The following is a 20481-nucleotide window of genomic DNA, read 5'->3' as shown; positions in this document are numbered from 1 at the left end:
GGCCGCGGCTCAGCCGCGGCCGGACAGCGAGAAATCGGCGGTGCTGGAACCGGCGATAAAGGCCTTCATCCGCTCGCGAAACTCGTCCGAATGTTCATAGACGAGCCGTTCGGCCTCGACCGCATCGCCGCGGCGGATCGCATCGATCATCTGGTTATGCTGATCGATGACATCCGAATAGCTCAGCAGCGCCGCGCCATTCTGGCGAAAGGCGAGCAACGACAGCCGCATCACGCCGCGCAGCATCTTCGAGCAGTCGGCGGCAAGATACTTGTTTCCGCACGCCTGATTGATCGCATCGTGAAACGCCCAGTTCGCCTCGACGATCTGCCGCGGGTCGCGCGTTTCGCTCGCGGCCGCAAACTCGCGGTTGCGCTGTTCGAGCAGATCGAGATGGTGCGGCTGTCGGCGCAGCGCCGCCCAGCGCGTCGTCGCGCGCTCATAAAGCTCGAGCGCTTCGAGGACCTGCGGCACCTGATCGAGGTCGAGCGGCGCAACGCGCGCGCCGCGGTTCGGTGCCAGCACGACAAGGCTGTCGGACGCGAGCCGGATCAGCGCCTCGCGGATCGGGGTGCGCGAAACGCCCAGTTCGCGGCTGAACTGGACCTCATCCAGCTCGGTGTTCGGCGGCAGGTCGAGGTTCAGTATCTGCTCGCGCAGCAGCGAATAGACCTTCTGCCCCGAAGACTGACGGGCAATCTCGTCGCTTATGTCGACCACCTCGATTGATTCGGCGACTTTTGCGGATTTGGTTCGGGCTGCGCACATCGCCGATCTCTACTCTGCATGGGTGATCGCAATCAACCTCGACATGAAGCGCGCGCCCGCCTCGATTTGCGCAATCTCGATAAATTCGTCGGGACGATGCGCCTGCATGATCGAACCCGGGCCGCAAATCACCGTCGACACACCGGCCGTCTGGAACTGCCCCGCCTCGGCGCCATAGGAGACCGCGCCCGGAAGGGTCACAACTTCGCTCAGCATTGCGGCAAAATGTTCGGCCACCCCATCTTCCTCGCGCCGCAGCGGCGGCACCTGCGCGATCGGGTGAACCACAACGCCGGTTTCCCCGCCCTCCAGCTTCAGGCGCGCCCGCGCTTCCTCGATCGCCGCCCAGAAGGGGGCGAGCACGGCATCGATATCGCGGTCGGGCACTGTGCGCAGGTCGAAGGTAAAGCGGCATTCGCGGGCGAGGATATTCGCCGCCGTGCCGCCATGGATCGTGCCCACCGTCAGTGTGGACCAGGGCGGGTCGAAGCGCGCATCGCGATGATCCGTGCGCTCGCTTTCGGCGATCCGTCCGAGCGCCGCCAATATCTCGATCGCGACCATGTTCGCCGAAACACCCTCATGCACCAGGCTCGAATGCGCCTCGCGCCCGGTGACGACGACTTCATAAAGATGGATGCCCTTGTGGCTGTTGATGATCGCCATGTCGGTCGGTTCGCCGACGATCGCTGCCACGGGGCGGTGCCCCTCGGCCACCAGCGCATCGATCAGGTCGGGCGCGCCGAGACAGCCAATCTCCTCGTCATAGGAAAAGGCGAGATGGACCGGACGCGTCATCGTCGAGGGGGAAAGATAGGGCACCGCCGCGAGCGCCAGCGCGATGAAGCTTTTCATATCGGCGGTACCGCGCCCATAGAGCCGCCCTTCATGCTCGACGAGGGTGAAGGGATCGCGGCTCCATGGCTGGCCTTCGACCGGAACGACGTCGGTATGGCCTGACAGCACAATTCCCCGCGCGCCCACAGGACCGATCGTCGCGAGCAGGTTCGCCTTGCTGCCATCGGCGTTCGCAATCCGCCGCGCGGCGACGCCATGCCCCGCCAGATAGGTCTCGACATAATCGATCAGCGCAAGGTTCGAACCCGAAGAGGTGGTGTCGAACGCGATCAGGTGCCCGAGGATGTCGATCGCCGACGCCGCGAGCGCGGGGGCAAGATTGTCGTCGCTGCGCGGCGCACCGGTCATCGCCCCCGCCCCTTGATGTCCGCCAACGACGCGAAAGACCGCCGCACGCATCTCGTCCGCGCGCGCCGTTCAAAACCCTCTTGCATGAAAACCCCTGTTGCGGATGCCAACGATAGATTGGTGTATACATATTGTATTTTTCTTGTCGGCAGTCAACAGCGTTTACACTCAATGAGATGGGACGAGCGGGCAGATGGAAAAATTGCAGCTGCATCGCCTGTCCTCAATTCCGTGCCCCTCTTCGACTGGAGCGAGGACAGCCGCAGCCTTGCCAATTCCGGACAGGCCTTCATCGATAATATCGCGGCCCACGGGGCAGAGCTTTAGGGCACAGGTCGATCACGGCCCGCACGACCTGGATCAGGCGCACGCCGATGCTGGCGAGTCACGCAGGCGCCGGGCTCGGTTGCTGAGCGCAGATAATCCCTCCCGAAGGCCGTAATCCGACACTAATCCAAATGGCAGGAATCCGGCGCAAAGCAGCCGCGCACGCCATCTCTAGCAATCACGAGATCGCGAAGCGCTTCGCCCGCTGTATTGAGTGGCATTACTTCGACACCTTCAGCCAGCGGATACCGCTCATCCCCCGGATAGGTCAGCAATCGCCGGGCCGGATCCAAATCGCTGCAGGCGTGATGAAAGCCGCGTTCGAGTTTCGGTTGCAGGCTCCGCTTGGTCTCGACCGCCCCGAGCGCGCCGCCAGAACGCGTCAGAACGAGGTTGATCTCGGCGCCCGCGACCGTTGGCCCGCGCGCCCTCCTGAGCAGCCACGATCAGCGTTTCGATGACGAGACTTTCCCAACTCGCTCCGGCCACAGGATGGCCAAGGATGTCATCGGCCTCGCTGAACGTCAGAATACCCGGCGCCATCCTGCGCTCGTATCGCGGGTCGAGTCCCGCCCTCTACCCGGATGCGGGTTTCGCGAGCCAACTCTCGGGCATGAGCGAGCGGCACTTTCGATGCACTCCCCGAGACCGAAGCCATGTCGTCGCCCGAACTTCCGGACACGACAGACCCAGCTCTTCGATCCGCCCGCCTACACGACCAGAAAGAGGCCGTCGCCGTTGCGACCCGGTCGATCTCCCTATTTTACTCTGACCGCAGTTAGATTTGGCATGTTCCATTTTTTCCCACATTTTCTCCCTCAGGAGAAATTTGACGCGTCCGGATCGGTATGGACGTGTGGGGACATGGATCACCCGCAAGCCGCGTAAACGCTTGGCTTTCTATGGGTGCTCTCGGTCGTGTGGGGAAAACCCCTGGTGGCAGGGCTTGTATCGAACGAGAGAATTCTCGCTTTTAATTTCAATACTTAGTGAGCCAACTCAAAATTTCTCCCCCACATATTCCCCCACATTTTGCGGAAAGTGGGTACCAAATAATCGAACGGCGGTTTCGCGGGATCAGAAATGGAAGTGTCGCAGTCCCGCATTTTTGTCGAGCTCATACGATGTTTTCGATATCGACATGGGGGCTCCAGTCATGGTCGATTGCCGAGATGCAGCGAGATGAAATGCAGCCAGATGCCTGTGTGCTCACAGGTGAGCGGATAATCGCCGGTCCAACCGCTCCAAACATCCACCCGAAACCCAGCCAACACAGCAGCAGCCACTGGCCGGTAGCGGTCAGGCAGCTTTCGGTCCCGAAAAATCGATAACCGCCATTCCCGGTCACGTGCTGAAATTTGATTCTGCAATCATTTCAGCCGTCGCGAATCTGACGATCGGGCGTCACTCCCGCGGCGGACACGATAAGGCAACGCCCGAACGCGTCATCGCGTTCGAGAGGGATCGGCGCGGAACTTTATGCCGAGCGCGGCCTGCGCCCGGCCCAAGACGCCGCACGTTCAAGTTGGCCGGCGAGGCGAAACAGCGTTGCTTCGTCGCCATAGCGGGCGCTGAACATCACCCCGATCGGCAGCCCCGCCTTCGACATGGCAAGCGGCACTGACATGCTCGGCTGGCCGGTCTGGTTGAACAGCGCGCTGAACGGGCCGAATTCAGTGACCGCCTTATAATAGGCGGTGATGTCGGCGGGCGAGAGGCCGAGGATGCCGAGCTTGACCGGCGGCGAGGCCAGCGTCGGCGACAGCAGCAGATCATAATTGTCCATGAAGTCGGCGACCGTCGTCGCGGCGACCAGTAGATCGCTGTTCGCCTGTGCAAAATCGACCCCGCTGGTCTTCATCCCCATGTCGTAAAAGGCGCGGGTCACGGTCTCGATCATCTCGGGCCCCGCGACGATGCCAGTCGCCGCTTCGCGCGCGCGCAAGTCAGCGGCGATCGATGCGGAGATGATGGTGAAAACGGCGCGGCCGAGCGCGGCATGATCGACCTTGGGCGCGGTTTCCTCGACATGATGGCCGAGGCTTTCGCAAAGCGCAGCGGCGTCGCGCACCGCGGCGACGCATTCGGGATCGACGGGGGTGCCCATCGGCGTCGTGACGTTGAGCGCGATGCGCAGCCGACCCGGCTTGCGCAGCACTTCTTCCAAAAAGCTGCGCTCGGGGGTTGGAGCGCCATAACGCGAGCCGCGCTCGGTGCCGTGGGTCGCGTCGAGCAGTGCCGCGCTGTCGCGCACGCTCCACGTCACCGCATGATGGATCGCCATGCCGCCCCAGCCTTCGCTTCGCGGCGGCCCCATCGGCACGCGGCCGCGGCTGGGCTTCAGCCCGAAGAGGCCGCAGCAGGATGCGGGCACGCGGATCGATCCGCCGCCATCGGTGGCATGCGCGCCCGGCACGACGCCCGCGGCGACGGCGGACGAAGCACCGCCGCTCGATCCACCCGATGTATAGTCTGAATTCCATGGGTTGCGGGTCAGCCCGGTTGCGCGCGATTCAGTGGTGCCCGTCAACCCGAATTCGGGAACGGTGGTCTTGCCGAAGATCACCAGCCCGGCGCGCTCGTGGCGCTTTACCAGCTCTGAGGTGACGGTCGCGCGGTTGCCCTTGTAATAACGGCTGCCCTGTTCGGTCAGTTCGCCCGCGATATAGGTGTTGAGATCCTTGAGCAGCCAGGGAACTCCGGTAAAATGCCCCTTGGGCAAGCCCCTGGCGATCGCGGCATGGCCATAGTCATAATGTTTCTGCGCCATGAAGTTGAAGCGCGGATTGAGCGCTTCGGCACGCGCGATCGCGGCGTCGAGCAACTCGGTCGGCGACGCCTTGCGGCGCTGGACCAGCTCGGCGAGCCCCGTCATGTCGTGGGTGCCGAGAATATCGTCCTTCGGCGCCGCGGCGAAAGCGGAGTCGACGACGAGGGCGGACGCGGACAGCGCTGCACCCGCCTTCATCATATGGCGCCGCGAAAGAGGCGATTGCAGCATGGTCTTCGAAATCTTGTCTGTCATGGCAATCGCCTCCGGGGCAGTGGTCAGAATTTGGCGCGAACTTCGGCACCGATCTGGCGCGGAGCACCCCAGGTCACGTAACGTGCGCCCAACTGGTCGGTTGATTGCAGCTGGCCAATGATCGCTTTGTTGGTGACATTATTGGCGTAAAGGCGGAGGCGGTAATTGTCGTCGGGGCTATCCCAGATCAGGCTAAGGTTGAGCAGCGCATAGCTCGGCTGCGAATCCAGCGCGGTGTTGAACTCGCGGAAATATTGGGTCGAGCGATAGCTGACGTCGGCGCGTCCCGTGATCCGGCCGAAAGACAGCGCATCGGTGCGATAGGCGACCCCCATATTGCCCGAGAATTTGGGCGCATTGTTGAGCCGGTTGCCGCGCAGATCCTGAACGCCGAGGCCGGGCGCCAGCGAATCGACATTGCTGAAATTGCTATATTCGGCGTCGAGCAACGACATATTGCCGTTGATCGTCCAGTGGCTGTCGGGCTGCAGCGTCGCTTCAAGCTCAAGGCCCTTCACCCGCGCACCGGCCGCGTTGGTGATGATGCGCGACAGGCCGATGACCTGCGAAATCTGCAAATTGGTGTAGTCATAATAGAAGGCCGAGGCGTTGAGCGTCAGCATATTGTCGAACAGCCGACTCTTGATCCCACCTTCATAGGCGGTCACTTTTTCCGGGTTGAAGACGTTATTGCAGGCAAAGGCGTTGAAGCCGCCGGCCTTGAAGCCCTTCGAGAAGGTCGCATAAACATTGGCGTTCGACGCGAGGTCGAACTGCGCGCCGATGCGCGGCGTCGTCGACGACCAGGACACTTCGTTCGAAGCCACCGGGCAAGTCGATGTCCGCGGCAGCGCGTTGCCGCCGATGTTGAGCTGGAAATAATTGTCCTGCTCGATCCGCTGGGTGTCCTTCGACACGCGTACGCCGCCGATCAGACGAAAGCGCTCGGTCAGATCGACGGTCAAGTCGGCGAACGCCGCCTTGCTGCGCGTATTATTGTTGTTCGCGGTGAAATGCAGGATCGTGCCCGGCGGCAGCGGGAAGATGCCGAGCTTGAAATCATATTCCTGCATATAATAGCTGTTGTCGGCCATGTAGAAGAGGCCGCCGACCGCGCGCACGGGCCCGATCTCGCCGCTGACGTTCAATTCTTGGGTAAAAGTCTTCGACCGAATGTGACGGAATACCGGAAAGGCGTCGATCTGGGTCCCATCGTCGTCGCCGACATATTTGCCGTCATTCTTGGCATAGCCGGTGATCGATTTGACCGTCGCGTCGCCGATATTCCAAGTCAGCGTCGCCCCGCCCGACACATAATCGCGGTCGGAGGTGATCGGGCCATTGGCGCTTGTGCGCCAGGGATCGAGCGGCACGATCGCGTCCGCCAGATAGGGATTCTTCGCGATTGCATCGGCCGACGGCTTGTTGTGCAGCGTGAAATAGAGGCTCGGCCCAGTTCCGTGCAGCGCCGCACCGCTTAGATCGAGGGTCAGATTGTCGGTGAGATCGGCAGCGATGCGCAGCCGCCCCGAGAATGTTTCGCCCTTGTCGAGGTCGGGCCCGCCGGGGGTCACATTTTTGACGAAGCCGTCGCTGCGCCGCGTCCAGTCGGCGACAAGGCGCGCGCGCACGCGGTCGCCGATCGGGACGTTGACCATCCCCTGTAATTTCATTTCGTCATATTCGGCCAGGCCGAGGAGCACATAGCCCTCGAAGCGATCGGTCGGCGCCTTAGTGATGAAGTTGACCGCGCCGCCGGTGGCGTTGCGGCCATAGAGCGTGCCCTGCGGCCCGCGCAGCACTTCGACGCGCTCAAGGTCAGCCTGCGCTAGATCGCCCATCGTCGGCTGCGCCTGATAGACGCCGTCGATATGGATCGCGACGCCCGGCGCGCCCTGATTGAGCCCGACGCCGCGGATGTTGATCGCCGTATTGCCGAGAATCTTGCCGGTCTGCATGCTGGGGACCGCAAATTGCAGGTCCGCCGCGCTGGTGATCCCGCGCTGGGTCAGCGCTTCGCCGCCGATCGCGGTGATCGAGGCCGGGACCTTCTGGACGCTTTCCGACCGCTTTTGCGCGGTGACGACAATCTCGCCGCTAGCGGCGGCCGCGCCGTCGGCTGGCGCCGCGTCGGCAGCCTCAGCCAGCGCCACATGCGGGATGACCAGCGCCGTCATGGTGGCCGCGCTGCTCAACAATATTTTGGATATGCGTCGCATGACTTTCCTCTCCGTGATTCGCCTCGAACGGGCGTTTTGACATTCTGGGGCCTTCATACCTCAAAACGTCAGTGCCAAGTCAACGGTTTTCTACATATGAGTGCAAATTAGCTCGATGTCGTATATTTCTGACCGCAGGCCATAAAAATCATATGAGCCAAGCCATTAAAATGGCGCGGAATATCATCGGAATTGCGGATTCTCGCTCCAGATCGCGGCCCGGCATCGCGCAAGCCTCTTGACGGTTTTGGAAATTGAAGGGATTATGTGCACCTGTTTGTCAAAATACCAATTGCCGCTCAGGCAATGCACATCAAGGAGAGCAGAATGACGCATATCGGTGATAGCGGCGACACCGCCGAACTGGCTTTCGACCCCGCAGCGCTGCGCGCCAAATATCGCGAAGAGCGCGATCGCCGGCTGCGCGCCGAGGGCACATCGCAATATGTCGCGGTCGACGGCGCCTTCTCTCACTTCCTCGAAGACCCTTATGTCGAGCCCGGCTTCACCCGTGCGCCCTTGTCGGACGAAGTCGAGGCGGTCGTAGTCGGCGGCGGCTTTGGCGGGCTGATGGCGGCGGCGCGGCTGCGCGAAGCAGGGATCGACGATGTCCGGATCATCGAGCGCGGCGGCGACTTCGGCGGCACATGGTATTGGAACCGCTATCCCGGCGCGGCGTGCGACATCGAATCTTATGTCTATATGCCGCTGCTCGAAGAGCTGAACACGATCCCGACCGAAAAATATGCCCGTGCGCCCGAAATTTTCGCGCACAGCCAGGCGATCGGCCGCCATTTCGGCCTCTATGACAAGGCCTGTTTCCAGACCGCGGTGACCGAATTGCGCTGGGACGAAGACATCGCCCGCTGGATCGTCTCGACCGATCGCGGCGATGCGATCAAGGCGCGCTTCGTGATCCTGTCGACCGGGCCGCTTCAGCGCCCCAAGCTGCCGGGCATCCCCGGCGTCGAAAGCTTCAAGGGACATATGTTCCACACCAGCCGCTGGGACTATGCCTATACTGGCGGCGATGCGACAGGCGGGATGACCGGTCTTGCCGGCAAGCGCGTCGGGATCATCGGCACCGGCGCGACCTCGATCCAGGCGGTGCCGCACCTCGCCGAAGCCGCGGGGCATCTCCATGTCTTTCAGCGCACGCCTTCGTCGGTCGATGCCCGCCACAACCAGCCGACCGACCCTGCATGGGCCGCGAGCCTGACGCCGGGCTGGCAGCAGCGGCGGATGGACAATTTCAACGCGCTGGTCAGCGGCGGGGTCGCCGACGAGGATCTGGTCGCCGACGGCTGGACCGAAATATTGGGCGGCGTCGGGGTCGAACTGCTCGCGCAGGGTGACGCGCTCGCGCGCATCCAGATGAATGATTTCAAACGGATGGAGCGAATTCGCGCGCGGGTCGATGCCATCGTCGCCGATCCCGCGACCGCCGAAGCGTTGAAGCCCTATTATGACCAGATGTGCAAGCGGCCGTGCTTCAACGACGCCTATCTGGAGACCTTCAACCGCGCCAATGTCACGCTGGTCGATACCAAGGGACAAGGCGTCGAGCGGATCACCGAAAAGGGTGTCGTCGTCGAGGGCGTCGAGCATGAACTCGACTGCCTGATTTACAGCACCGGGTTTGAATTCCAGACCGACTATGCGCGGCGGGCCGGGTTCCAGACCTATGGCCGCGGCGGGCTGACGCTGACCGACAAATGGGCCGACGGGATTTCGACGCTGCACGGCTTCACCACGAACGGATTTCCCAATTTGTTCGTGCTCGGCAACGCGCAGACCGCGAACACGCCGAATTTCACGCACATGCTCAACATCTCCAGCCGCCATGTCGCGCATATCGTGCGCCATTGCGTCGACCAGAAACTGGCTTCGGTCGAACCGAGCGTGGAAGCAGAGCAGGAATGGGTCGCCGATGTCCTCTCCTTCGCCGGCATGCGCCGCGCCTTCGACGAGGAATGCACGCCGGGCTATTACAACAATGAAGGCATGCCGTCGGACCAGACTGCGCGCGCCGGCTTCTATGGCGGCGGGCCGATCCTGTTCACGCACAAGATCGACGCGTGGCGCGCCGCTGGTGGCCTGCCGGGAATGATCTGCGTGCCGCAATAAGCGGAAAATACTGACATATGGGTGTCATGGGACGTGTTGACGTCAGCGGTTTCGCGTGGTGAGACACGTCCCATGACCGCACCCAAAAGCAAGACGCGCGCGACGCGCGGCAGCAAGCGCGCACTGTTTCTGGAAGAGGCGGCGCGCGCGCTCAACAGCCGCGGCGTTTCGCAAACCTCGCTCGCCGATCTCGCACAGACGATCGGCGTGTCGCGCGCCGCGCTTTATTATTACTTCGAGGACCAGCAGGATCTGGTGTTCCAAAGCTATCGCCGGTCGTGCGAGATGATGGCGCGGCGGCTGAGCGAAGCGGTGCACGCCGGCGGCGACGCGCTGACGATCCTCAACCATTTCATCGACGGGATGCTCGGCGTCGACGAGCCCGATTTCGCTTCGCTCAGCGAAGCGGCGTTTCTGCATCCCGAACAACGCAACACGATTCTTGGCCTGTACGAAGCGATCCTTGCCACCATCGTCGAAATATTGAACGGCGGCGCACGGCGCGGCGAGCTGCGCTCCTGCGCATCGGGCATCGCCGCACAGGCGATCATCGGGCTGGTGTCGTGGATTTCGATGGCGAAGCGCTGGGGATCGAACACCCAATTGACGCAAGCCGACATGGTCACCGCGATCAAGGCGCTTCTCGACAGCGGCATCGCTGCCGACCGTAAGGCGCTGATCGCCTATCGGCCGATGGACATGTCGCGCGGGGCGATGCGTGCCGACAATGTCTTCAACGCCGAGGCAATGGCGGCGGCGAAGCAGGAGGCGTTGCTGGCGTCGGCGTCGTGGCTGTTCAACCTCAAGGGCGTCGACGCGACCTCGCTCGAGGAAATCGCGATGCGCGTCGGGGTGACCAAGAAGGTCATCTATCACAATGTCGGCGACAAGGAGACGCTGGTCGTCGCTTGCTATCGCCGCGCCTTCCGCATCTGGGAGGATATTGCACAGGCGGGGCTGTCCTATGACGGTTCGCGGCTCGAGTCGATCTGCATGGCGATGTATGCCAACACCGAGGCCAGCTTGCGCGAGGATTGGGCGACGCTGTCGCCGCTCGCGGGTTTCGAGGCGCTGCCGGTGGAAGCACGCGCAGAGGTCGATGAATCGGCTATCCGGCTGATGAATGCCTATTTGCAAATCCAGACCGCGGGTCAGAAGGAAGGGTCGATCACCGTACCCAACGCCCGCGCGTTCATGGCGATGGCTCCCGGGACTTTTCAGTGGCTGCCCAAGTGGCACGACAGTTTTTCACCTGCCGAGCGCGAGACTGCGCCGCGCGAGATCGCCGATCTGATCCGGCTGGGCCTGCGCGCGATCTGATCTGAGTCTTATTGCGAGCGCAGCGAAGCAGTCCAGGGCGGGCTTACACCGCTCTGGATTGCTTCGCTGCGCTCGCAATGACGGCACAAGGCACATCCCGCTTCAGAATTTACGGACGCCGATCCCCGCCTGCGCCGCGAGCGGCAAGCCCATGTCTATTTGCTTGACATGAAATATCGAATAGGAGACTGTTTGCACTCAATCGTAAAAACATAAATGAGGGTGAGATGACCGGACGGGATCCAGACATAGCTGCGTTCAAGGAACAAATGGCGGCGATGACCGCGTTCCAGGCGACGCAGCCGACGAGTTTCGAAGCAGAGCGGACGCAGTTCGACGCCTTCCACGGCGCGATGCCCCCCGCCGAAAATTGCGTGATCGAGCCGATCATCGCCGACGGGGTGCGCGGCGAGCGCATCACCCCGCGCGGCGCCGACACCAGCCGCGCTTTGCTCTATCATCATGGCGGCGGCCACACTTTCGGCAGCAGCCTCAGCCACCGGCATCTCGTGTCGCGCCTCGCGACCGCAGCCGGGGTGGTCACGTTCAACATGGATTATCGGCTGGCGCCCGAGCACCCCTATCCGGCGGCGCTCGACGATGCGGTCGCAACCTATCGCTATGTCTTGGGTGAAGGCTTCGCGGCGGATCAACTGATCGTCGGCGGCGAGTCCGCCGGCGGCAATCTGACCGCCGCGCTGCTGCTCAAGCTGCGCGAACTCGGCCTGCCGCTGCCCGCCGGAGCCTATCTGCTCAGCCCCTGGCTCGACCTGACACTGGAGGGCGCGTCCTATGAAGCGCGCGCGCCGCACGACCCGCTGATCACCCGCGCCGCGCTCGATCGCTGCGTCGGCGCCTATGTCGGCGCAGGAACCGCGGTCGACGATCCGCTGGTGTCGCCGATCAAGGCCGACCTTGCCGGCCTGCCCCCGCTGTTCATCCAGGTCGGCACCGACGAGCTGTTCCTGAGCGATTCGACCACATTCGCCGAGCGTGCGGCGATCGCTGGCATCGACGTCGAACTGCATGTCTGGGCCGAGATGGCCCACGCCTGGCCGCTCTTCCACCTCGCGCTGCCCACGTCAGGCCCCGCTGCGATCGCCGAAGCCGGCGCGTGGATCGCGCGCCAGCTCGCCCGCTGAACCTAAGAAAACGGAGACGAACATGCGATTGGACGCCCCCCGCATCGCGCCGCTGCGCGAAGACGAACTGACCCAAGAGCAGCGCGCGATCCTCGCGCCGTTGCTCGCACAAATGCCGCTGCTCAATATTTTTGCGACCTTTGTTCGCACCCCGGCCGCGCTGAAGGCGTTTCTCGCCTGGGGCAATTATATCCTCGCCCCGAACGGTAGCCTGACCCCGCGTCAACGCGAGATCATCATCCTGCGCGTCGGGTACCTCTGCAAATCGGGCTATGAATTTGCCCAGCACGAACAGATCGGCCTCCAATCGGGCCTCTCGGCCGACGAGATTACGCGGATCAAACAGGGCGCCGAAGCGGGTTGGGAACCCGGCGAGGCGGCGCTGATCCACATGGCCAACGAACTCATCGCCGACCATTTCGTCAGCGGCGCAACATGGGCGCAGTTGCGTGCGCAGTTCGACGAGACCCAGTGCATGGACGCCGTCTATACCGCTGGTCAGTACACGCAGGTCTCGATGTTCCTGAACAGCTTCGGGGTTCAGCTTGATCCCGGCCTGACGCTCGATCCCGACCTGAAGGCCTGACCATCATGGCGAGGCTGGCGGGCAAGACCGCGATCATCATCGGCGCCGGGCAAACTCCCGGCGACACGATCGGCAATGGCCGCGCGATGGCGATGCTGTTCGCGCGCGAAGGCGCCGACGTCCTGTGCGTCGACCGCGATATCGCGCGCGCCGACGACACCGTTACGGCAATCGCGGCCGAGGGCGGCAACGCGTGGAGCCACGCCGCCGACATCGTCCGCGCCGATGATGTCACGGGCATTTTCGACGCCGCGCTGGCGCGCTGGCGCGCAATCGACATTCTCGTCAACAATGTCGGGATCGGCGTCACCGGCGCCGAAGCCGACGGTCCACCGGACAAGGCTTCGGAGGCGGCGTTCGACACGACCCTCGACGTGAATTTGAAGGGCATGTGGCTGACGATCAAGGCGGCGATCCCGATCATGCGCAATCGTGGCGGCGGGTCGATCGTCAACATCTCCTCGCTCGCGTCGGTCGCGGGCGACACCGCGATCGCTTACATGGTATCGAAAGCTGCCGTGAACCGGCTGACGCTCGCAGTCGCCAGCTCGAACGCCGCTCACGGCATACGCTGCAACGCGATCCTGCCGGGGTTGATGGATACCCCGATGGCGATCGATGCCACCGCGGCGGCAACCGCCTCATCGACCGCGCAGGCCCGCGCCGCGCGCGACGCCCGCGTTCCGCTAAAGGGCGGCATGGGCGATGCATGGGACACGGCTTTTGCGGCGCTCTTCCTCGCGTCGGACGAGGCCAAATATATCACTGGCGCGCTGCTGCCCGTCGATGGCGGTTTCACGACGCGGGTCGGCAACGCTGACCGCTAAACCAGCAGGACAAAAGACCATGACCTATTCGACGATCAACTGCGTCATCGAGGACCGCGTGATGACGCTCACCCTCGATCGCCCCGAGCAGATGAACGCCTTCAACCTCCAAATGGCCGACGAGCTGGTTGATGCTTTCACCCGCGCCAGCGAGGATGACGCCGTCGGCGCGATCATCGTCACCGGCGCCGGCAAAGCCTTTTGCGCCGGCATGGATCTGGACGTAGAAGGCAATGTCTTCGGCCTCGACGAAAGCCAGCGCCCAACGATCGCCAGCATGCGCGAAACCGTCGGCACCGGCTATGATCGCGACGGTGTTCGCGACGAAGGCGGCCGCGTAACCCTCGCCATCTTCAACTGCAAAAAGCCCGTGATCGCCGCGATCAACGGTGCTGCGGTCGGCATCGGTGCGACGATGACGCTGGCGATGGACATTCGCATGGCGTCCGAAAAGGCGCGAATCGGCTTCGTCTTCGGACGGCTCGGGATTACGCCGGAAGCCTGTTCGACCTGGTTCCTGCCCCGCCTCGTCGGCCCGCAACAGGCGCTCGAATGGGTGCTATCCGCCGATATCTTCGACGCGCAGGAGGGATTGCGCGGCGGGCTGTTGCGCTCGGTCCATGCGCCCGAAACGCTCCTCGACGAGGCCAAGGCGCTCGCCCGGAAGTTCATCGACAATCGCTCGCCGGTCGCGGTCGCATTGGCGCGGCAGATGTTGTGGCGCAACGCGGCCGCACACCACCCGATCGAAGCACATCACGTCGATTCGCTCGCGATGTTCTATACAAGCATCGCCGACGGCAAGGAGGGCGTGGCGGCGTTTCTGGAAAAGCGAACCCCGAATTTTTCGAGCGTCGCTTCGAAAATGCCCGATCTCACTTAGGGGGCGTTTCGATACCTGCAGAAGCGTAGCAGAAGTCGGCTTTCGAAACGGACCACCAGATCGTTCAATGGCCAATTTCGGGCGCAATCCGGACATGACCGGGTAAGCATATTACCGGAGCCAAACGTTTCTTCATGGATCGAAATGCGCCTCGGTCGACGACCGGACATCCTCGATCGACACGCCGGGAGCGATTTCGATCAGGCGAAAGGCCGAAGAACGGTCCGGCCGCACGAACACCGCCAGGTCCGTTATGAGCATGTCGACCACATTGGAGCCGGTGAGCGGCAAGGTGCAGGCGCTACGGAATTTGGGGCTGCCGTCGCGCGCCACATGATCCATGAGCACGATGATCTTCCGGACCCCGGCAACGAGATCCATCGCGCCGCCCATGCCCTTGACCATCTTTCCAGGGATCATCCAGTTCGCAATGTCACCATTTTGGGCGACTTCCATCGCACCAAGCACCGACAGGTTGATGTGACCGCCCCGGATCATGCCGAAGCTGTCAGCGGATGAAACATAGCTTGTACCGACAAGCTCGGTAATCGTTTCCTTGCCCGCATTGATCACATCGGAATCGACCTCATCCTCATGAGGATAGGGACCAAGGCCAAGCATGCCGTTTTCCGATTGCAGAGTCACGTTGATGCCCGGCGGGATATTGTCCGCGACCAGCGTCGGGATGCCGATGCCCAGATTGACGTAGAAACCGTCACGAAGTTCCCGCGCCGCGCGCGCCGCCATCTGATTGCGTGTCCAGGACATGTTCAGGCCTCCGTCCGTGTGATGCGTTTCTCGATCCGCTTCTCGTTCCGGCTGGCTGGCACCAGACGCTGGACGAAGATGCCGGCGGAATGAATATGGTCGGGGTCGATCTCGCCGGCGGGGACAATCTCCTCCACCTCCGCGACGGTCATCGCGCTGCAGGTGGCGACCATCGGATTGAAGTTCCGCGCCGTCTTCCGGTAGACGAGATTGCCGAGCTCGTCGCCCCGCCAGGCCTTGACGATTGCAAGGTCGGCGACGAGCCCGGTTTCAAGAATGTAGCGCTCGCCCTTGAACATCCTTTCTTCCTTGCCGTCGGCAACGATGGTGCCGACACCGGTTCGCGTGAAGAAGCCCGCGATGCCGGCTCCTCCCGCCCGGATCCGTTCGGCGAGCGTGCCTTGCGGATTAAATTCGAGTTCCAGCTCGCCGGCAAGATATTGCCGTTCGAACTCCTTATTCTCGCCGACATAGGAGGAGATCATTTTCCGGACCTGCCGGCTGCGCAGCAGCAGGCCGAGGCCATAATCGTCGACACCGGCATTGTTCGAAATGATCGTGAGATCCCTGACGCCGCTGTCCCGGATCGCCGCGATCAATGTTTCGGGAATGCCGCACAATCCGAAACCGCCGGCCGCGATCGTCATCCCGTCGAAAAGCAGGCCCGCCAGAGCATCGGGAGCCGTATCAAAAAGTCGTTGCGCCATGTCGAGCCTCACAATGTACTGACGAGATGGCCGCCATCGACCGCGATGACCGAGCCGGTCATGTAGGCCGATGCATCGGAGGCCAGGAGCAGGAGCGGACCATCGAGATCCTGCATCCGGCCAAGACGGCGTTGCGGAATGCGCCTCATCATCGCCTTCCCTCCCTCGGATTCCCAATATTCCGCGTTGAGGTCGGTCGACACATAGCCCGGCGCGAGCGCGTTCACGCGGATTCCGAAACGGGCGAGCTCCAGGGCGGAGATTTTGGTGAGCTGGATCGCCGCCGCCTTCGACACGGCATAGGAGACGATGCCGCTTCCCTGGCGCAGGCCCGTGATCGAGGCGATGTTGACGATCGCCCCGCCATCCCGTGTTTTCATGCCCCTGGCGACCGCCTGGGTCATCAGGAACATGCCCTTTGCGTTCGTGTCCATCACCGCGTCCCAGTCATCTTCGACATGGTCGAGCAGGGCCGAGGCGCGGACGATTCCGGCATTGTTGACGAGAATGTCCGCCCGCTCGATCGTCGCCGCCGATTGTGCGATGCTCGCCGGGCTTGTCACGTCGAGCGCGATGGTCTCGCAGCGGCCGCCGGCTCCTCTGATCTTGTCGGCAACGGCGGACAGCATCTCCACCCGGCGGGCGCCGAGAATGACCGAAGCGCCCGCACTCGCCAGCACCTCGGCGAAATGCGCGCCGAAACCGCTCGAGGCGCCGGTCACGAGCGCCGTCTTATTGTCCAGATTGAAATCGGGCAGCATTTTGCCTCCAGAGTTGAAAAACATAAGCAGGATATCCGCGCTTTCTCGCGGCTATAGCCATCTCAGATTCAAGACGTTGCACGCCAGATTCCTTGCGCCCAGGTGCGCAAATCTTCGAGCAGCTCTGCATCCTCCGGCGCGCCCAGAAAGCCGCCATGAGGCATCGCTTCCATGACGATCAGTTCGCTCGGCACGCCCGCGCGGCGGAGCCTGTTGTGAAAGCGCACGGCGTTGGAAAGGAACAGGTCACGGGTTCCGGTCGAGACGATTGTCGGCGGAAACCCTTTGGAGAAATCGGCAAAGAGCGGCGATAGCATCGGGTCGCGCAGGTCGTGGCCGTTCGCATAAAGGATATTGATCGGCATCAGACTGGCGCGAAGAATGGTATCAACCCCGAGATTGGTCCGAAAACTGTCACCTGACTCGGTGAGGTCGATTTCAGGGGTCTGGAGGATCAGACCCGCCGGAAAGGGTGCGCCCATATCGCGCAGGCGCAGCATCAGCGCTGCGGCCAGATTGCCCCCGGCCGATGATCCCTGGACGATAATCCGCTCAGCCGGATGCCTCTCCAGAAGCGCCAGATAGGCTGCAACACAGTCGTCGAGGGCGGCCGGATAAGGGAAATCGGGCGGCATGCGGTAATCGGGTGCGAAGACCTCGACGCCATATTCGGTCGCGGCCTTCAGGGCGAAGCGCCGGACGAGATCGCCCCCGCCGAGGATCAATCCGCCGCCATGCAGATCGAACAGGATATCCGGAGTTCCATTCGGGGAAGCCCGGGGCACTGCGCGATACGATGACACGCCTCCCAGGTCGACCGCTTCGGCCTGGCAGGCGGCGTCATGCTCCGCCCGGAAGATCATCGCGCTCATTCCCTCGTCGCTTGCCGCCACCATCGCTTTCCAGGACGCCACATCTTCAGTGGCAGGATAAGCGGCTGGCGCCTCTGTCGCGGCGCGCGCGAAGGTCGCCAGAATATCGCGCGCCTCGCGGCTCACCGACATCGGCGGAGAAATGATGCGCGCTGCCACATGGAGCGGCTCGAAATCGGTCTGATCGCTATCCATTTTTCACTCCAGACAGGTTGCGGGAAAATATCAGCCCAAATCCCAGTCTGCGGGCTTCGGCCAACGGCCCTGGTGCATCATCATGTCGGCCTCTTCAGGCGACAGCACGTCGGCATGGCCGCCGCTGCGCGCCGGATCGATGCCGCGGTAACGCTTCAGTTCCAGCCGCGCGATTTGATTGCGGTGCACCTCGTCCGGCCCATCGGCGAGCCGCAGCAGGCGCGCATTGGCGAGCGCCGCCGCGAGATAATGATCATTATTGGTACCGCCGCCGCCAAATATCTGAATGGCCCAGTCCACGATCTGCTGCGCCATTGCGGGCGCCACAACCTTGATCATGGCGATTTCCTGCCGCGCGCCCTTGTTGCCGACGGTATCCATCATCCAGGCGGCCTTCATCGTCAGCAGCCGCGCCTGCTCGATCCTGATGCGGGCTTCGGCTATGCGCTCGAGCGTCACAGTCTGTTCGGAAAGCGCACGGCCGAACGGAAAGCGCTGCTCTGCCCGGCGACACATGCGTTCCAGCACCCGCTCGCACAGGCCGATGAGCCGCATGCAGTGATGGATGCGCCCCGGTCCCAGCCGCCCCTGCGCAATTTCGAAGCCGCGTCCCTCGCCGAGCAAAATATTCGACGCCGGTACACGGACATTGTCGAAATGCACCTCGGCGGCCTTGTCCGGCACACCGTAGAAACCGAGGACCGGCAGCGCGCGGACCACCCGGACGCCCGGCGTGTTCTTCGGCACCAGGATCATCGACTGGCGGCGATAGACATCCTCGCCTTCGGGATCGGATTTGCCCATGACGATGAGAATCTTGCAGCGCGGATCCGTGGCCCCGGTGGTGTACCACTTGCGTCCGTTGATGACATAATCGTCCCCGTCTCGCAGGATCGAGGTACCGATGTTGGTGGCATCGGACGAAGCCACTTCGGGCTCGGTCATCGCAAATGCAGAACGGATATCGCCCGCGAGCAGCGGCTTGAGCCAGCGATCCTTTTGCTCCGGCGTTCCGTATCGCAATATGGTTTCCATATTTCCGGTATCGGGCGCGGAGCAGTTGAAGATTTCAGGAGCGAAAAGCGAACGCCCCATGATCTCGCACAGCGGCGCATAATCGACGTTGCTCAGCCCCTCCTCGCATTCCTGCGCCGGCAGGAAGAGATTCCAGAGCCCGGCCTCGCGCGCGAGCGGCTTGAGTTCCTCGACTGCCGGATAGACAGCCCAAGGGCCGAGGCGTTCGGCCTCGAGATAGTATCGGCGTTCATTCGGATAGACGTGCGTGGCCATGAAGTCCTTCAGACGTTCCACGAGCGCCGCGCTTTTGCGGCCTGGGCCAATATCCATCAATCTTTATCCCTTTTCGATTGTTGCCCCGCCGTTTCCACGGTGGCGATTTTTCCGCGCGATCAGATCCTCTCGATCACCATGGCGATCCCCTGCCCGCCGCCGATGCACATCGTCACCAGCCCGTAGCGCCCGCCGACGCGCCTCAACTCGTAGATGGCCTTGACGGTGATGATCGCGCCGGTCGCTCCGACCGGATGACCAAGCGAGATGCCGCTGCCGTTGGGATTGGTGCGCTCGGGATCGAATCCCAGCGCGTCCGCAACCGCGCAGGCTTGGGCTGCGAAGGCCTCATTGCTTTCGATCACATCCATATCGGCGAGCGTCAGCCCGGAATTTTTCAGCGCGATGGGCACGGCTTCGACCGGCCCAAGCCCCATCACGTCCGGATCGACCCCGGCATGGCCCCAGCCCAGAATGCGCGCCATGGGCTGCACCCCGCTGTTCGCCGCCTCCTCGCTGCTCATCAGCACAACCGCGGCCGCACCATCGTTCAATCCCGAGGCATTGCCGGCCGTAACCGTGCCATTCTCCTTGAGAAAGGCCGGTTTCAGCAGGCTCATGCTCTCGACGTCGGCTTCGGCACGCACATGCTCGTCGGTGCGGAAAATGACGGTCCCCTTGCGCGTGCGAACTTCGACCGGCAGAATCTGCTCGTCAAACCGCCCCTCGGCGATCGCTCGCGCAGCACGGTGATGACTTTGCACGGCCGCCTCATCCTGCGCGCGCCGGCTGATGCCGTGCCGCTGCGCTATATTTTCGGCGGTTATGCCCATATGGCCATGACCAAAGGGATCGTGCAGCGCCTCGATCATCGCGTCGAGCATCGGCGCATCGCCCATTCGCTTTCCCCAACGCAGCGTCGGCACGACATGGGGTGATTGGCTCATGCTCTCCGCACCTCCCGCCACTGCCGTCCGGCATTCGCCGAGACGGATCATCTGCGCCGCAGAGATAATTGCCTGCACACCCGATCCACAGAGCCGGTTGAGCGTCAAGGCGGGCGCGCGCGTCGGAATGCCCGCCTTTATGGCGGCTATGCGCGCCAGATACATGTCCTTCGGGTGACTCTGGATGACCTGGCCCATGACAATATGCTGGATGTCCGCAGGGAGCAGGCCGGCACGATCGACGGCTTCCCGGATCACCAGCCGGCCGAGCTCGCAGGGCGGGATATCCTTCAGGCTTCCACCAAAATCCCCGATCGCCGTGCGAACCGCCGACGCGATAACAACATCATTTAGCACCCAATGGGCCTCCCAACTTTGCACCTCGCCGAGGAGGCGTCTCCATCGCGATGCGCCCGGAAACTATCAGGCCGTGCCGGGAGGTCAAGCCTTTTAGGTCAATATTGTCCTACAAATAATCAAATTTGGCAGATATTCGCTTGACTACCGCGCT

Annotated in this window: 18 protein-coding genes; 7 read left to right on the top strand and 11 right to left on the bottom strand. The window is 62.7% G+C overall.

All coding sequences use genetic code 11. The features are described 5' to 3' along the window. Positions 1–9: 9 nt before the first annotated feature. Positions 10–768: a GntR family transcriptional regulator gene (locus AC1RRJ_RS04160; RefSeq protein WP_493120445.1), complete on the bottom strand. Its 759-nt coding sequence runs from the start codon at positions 766–768 to the stop codon at positions 10–12. Positions 769–777: 9 nt separating this feature from the next. Beyond that, on the bottom strand, positions 778–1974 hold the full coding sequence (argE, locus tag AC1RRJ_RS04155; protein ID WP_493120444.1) for an acetylornithine deacetylase: 1197 nt from the start codon (positions 1972–1974) through the stop codon (positions 778–780). A gap of 15 nt (positions 1975–1989) precedes the next feature. Between argE and AC1RRJ_RS04150 the strand changes: the two genes are divergently transcribed. Next, the gene (locus AC1RRJ_RS04150; RefSeq protein ID WP_493120443.1) at positions 1990–2301 is read left to right on the top strand and encodes a hypothetical protein; all 312 of its coding nucleotides are present in this window, start codon (positions 1990–1992) and stop codon (positions 2299–2301) included. A gap of 122 nt (positions 2302–2423) precedes the next feature. Here the strand turns inward: AC1RRJ_RS04150 and AC1RRJ_RS04145 are convergent, their stop codons facing one another. From AC1RRJ_RS04145 to AC1RRJ_RS04135, 3 genes are all read right to left on the bottom strand, one after another. Continuing rightward, the gene (locus AC1RRJ_RS04145) at positions 2424–2687 is read right to left on the bottom strand and encodes a hypothetical protein (RefSeq protein WP_493120706.1); all 264 of its coding nucleotides are present in this window, start codon (positions 2685–2687) and stop codon (positions 2424–2426) included. Positions 2688–3778: 1091 nt separating this feature from the next. After that, positions 3779–5326 (bottom strand): amidase, encoded by a 1548-nt coding sequence (locus AC1RRJ_RS04140; protein ID WP_493120442.1) that lies wholly within the window; start codon positions 5324–5326, stop codon positions 3779–3781. Between the two features lie 23 nt (positions 5327–5349). Further along, on the bottom strand, positions 5350–7545 hold the full coding sequence (locus AC1RRJ_RS04135) for a TonB-dependent receptor (RefSeq protein ID WP_493120441.1): 2196 nt from the start codon (positions 7543–7545) through the stop codon (positions 5350–5352). A gap of 327 nt (positions 7546–7872) precedes the next feature. On the opposite strand from AC1RRJ_RS04135, the gene AC1RRJ_RS04130 reads away from it, so the two are divergent. From AC1RRJ_RS04130 to AC1RRJ_RS04105, 6 genes are all read left to right on the top strand, one after another. Then, positions 7873–9672 carry a flavin-containing monooxygenase gene (locus AC1RRJ_RS04130; protein WP_493120440.1) on the top strand — a complete coding sequence of 600 codons (1800 nt, stop codon included), beginning with the start codon at positions 7873–7875 and terminating at the stop codon, positions 9670–9672. Between the two features lie 72 nt (positions 9673–9744). Further along, the gene (locus AC1RRJ_RS04125) at positions 9745–10992 is read left to right on the top strand and encodes a TetR/AcrR family transcriptional regulator (protein ID WP_493120439.1); all 1248 of its coding nucleotides are present in this window, start codon (positions 9745–9747) and stop codon (positions 10990–10992) included. Between the two features lie 227 nt (positions 10993–11219). Further along, positions 11220–12134 carry an alpha/beta hydrolase gene (locus tag AC1RRJ_RS04120; RefSeq protein WP_493120438.1) on the top strand — a complete coding sequence of 305 codons (915 nt, stop codon included), beginning with the start codon at positions 11220–11222 and terminating at the stop codon, positions 12132–12134. A 22-nt stretch (positions 12135–12156) separates the two neighbouring features. Continuing rightward, positions 12157–12720: a carboxymuconolactone decarboxylase family protein gene (locus tag AC1RRJ_RS04115; protein ID WP_493120437.1), complete on the top strand. Its 564-nt coding sequence runs from the start codon at positions 12157–12159 to the stop codon at positions 12718–12720. Positions 12721–12725: 5 nt separating this feature from the next. Next, positions 12726–13547, top strand: coding sequence for an SDR family NAD(P)-dependent oxidoreductase (locus tag AC1RRJ_RS04110; RefSeq protein ID WP_493120436.1), 822 nt, complete (start codon positions 12726–12728; stop codon positions 13545–13547). A gap of 19 nt (positions 13548–13566) precedes the next feature. Next, positions 13567–14430 (top strand): crotonase/enoyl-CoA hydratase family protein, encoded by an 864-nt coding sequence (locus AC1RRJ_RS04105; RefSeq protein ID WP_493120435.1) that lies wholly within the window; start codon positions 13567–13569, stop codon positions 14428–14430. A gap of 132 nt (positions 14431–14562) precedes the next feature. Here the strand turns inward: AC1RRJ_RS04105 and AC1RRJ_RS04100 are convergent, their stop codons facing one another. The 6 genes from AC1RRJ_RS04100 to bktB form a co-directional block, all read right to left on the bottom strand. Beyond that, positions 14563–15198 (bottom strand): 3-oxoacid CoA-transferase subunit B, encoded by a 636-nt coding sequence (locus tag AC1RRJ_RS04100; RefSeq protein WP_493120434.1) that lies wholly within the window; start codon positions 15196–15198, stop codon positions 14563–14565. Positions 15199–15200: 2 nt separating this feature from the next. Further along, complete coding sequence (locus tag AC1RRJ_RS04095) at positions 15201–15905, bottom strand: CoA transferase subunit A (RefSeq protein WP_493120433.1); 705 nt, start codon at positions 15903–15905, stop codon at positions 15201–15203. A gap of 8 nt (positions 15906–15913) precedes the next feature. Beyond that, positions 15914–16690, bottom strand: coding sequence for an SDR family NAD(P)-dependent oxidoreductase (locus tag AC1RRJ_RS04090; RefSeq protein ID WP_493120431.1), 777 nt, complete (start codon positions 16688–16690; stop codon positions 15914–15916). A gap of 44 nt (positions 16691–16734) precedes the next feature. After that, positions 16735–17733 (bottom strand): alpha/beta hydrolase, encoded by a 999-nt coding sequence (locus AC1RRJ_RS04085; protein WP_493120430.1) that lies wholly within the window; start codon positions 17731–17733, stop codon positions 16735–16737. A gap of 30 nt (positions 17734–17763) precedes the next feature. Then, complete coding sequence (locus AC1RRJ_RS04080) at positions 17764–19080, bottom strand: acyl-CoA dehydrogenase family protein (protein WP_493120429.1); 1317 nt, start codon at positions 19078–19080, stop codon at positions 17764–17766. 62 nt (positions 19081–19142) lie between these two features. Beyond that, positions 19143–20327, bottom strand: a complete 1185-nt coding sequence (gene bktB, locus AC1RRJ_RS04075; protein WP_493120428.1) for a beta-ketothiolase BktB — start codon at positions 20325–20327, stop codon at positions 19143–19145. Positions 20328–20481: the final 154 nt, after the last annotated feature.

The organism is Sphingopyxis sp. GW821-FHT12C06, from assembly GCF_058807415.1.
Note: the sequence above shows the minus strand (reverse complement) of the source record. Positions and strands in the feature narration are given on the sequence as shown.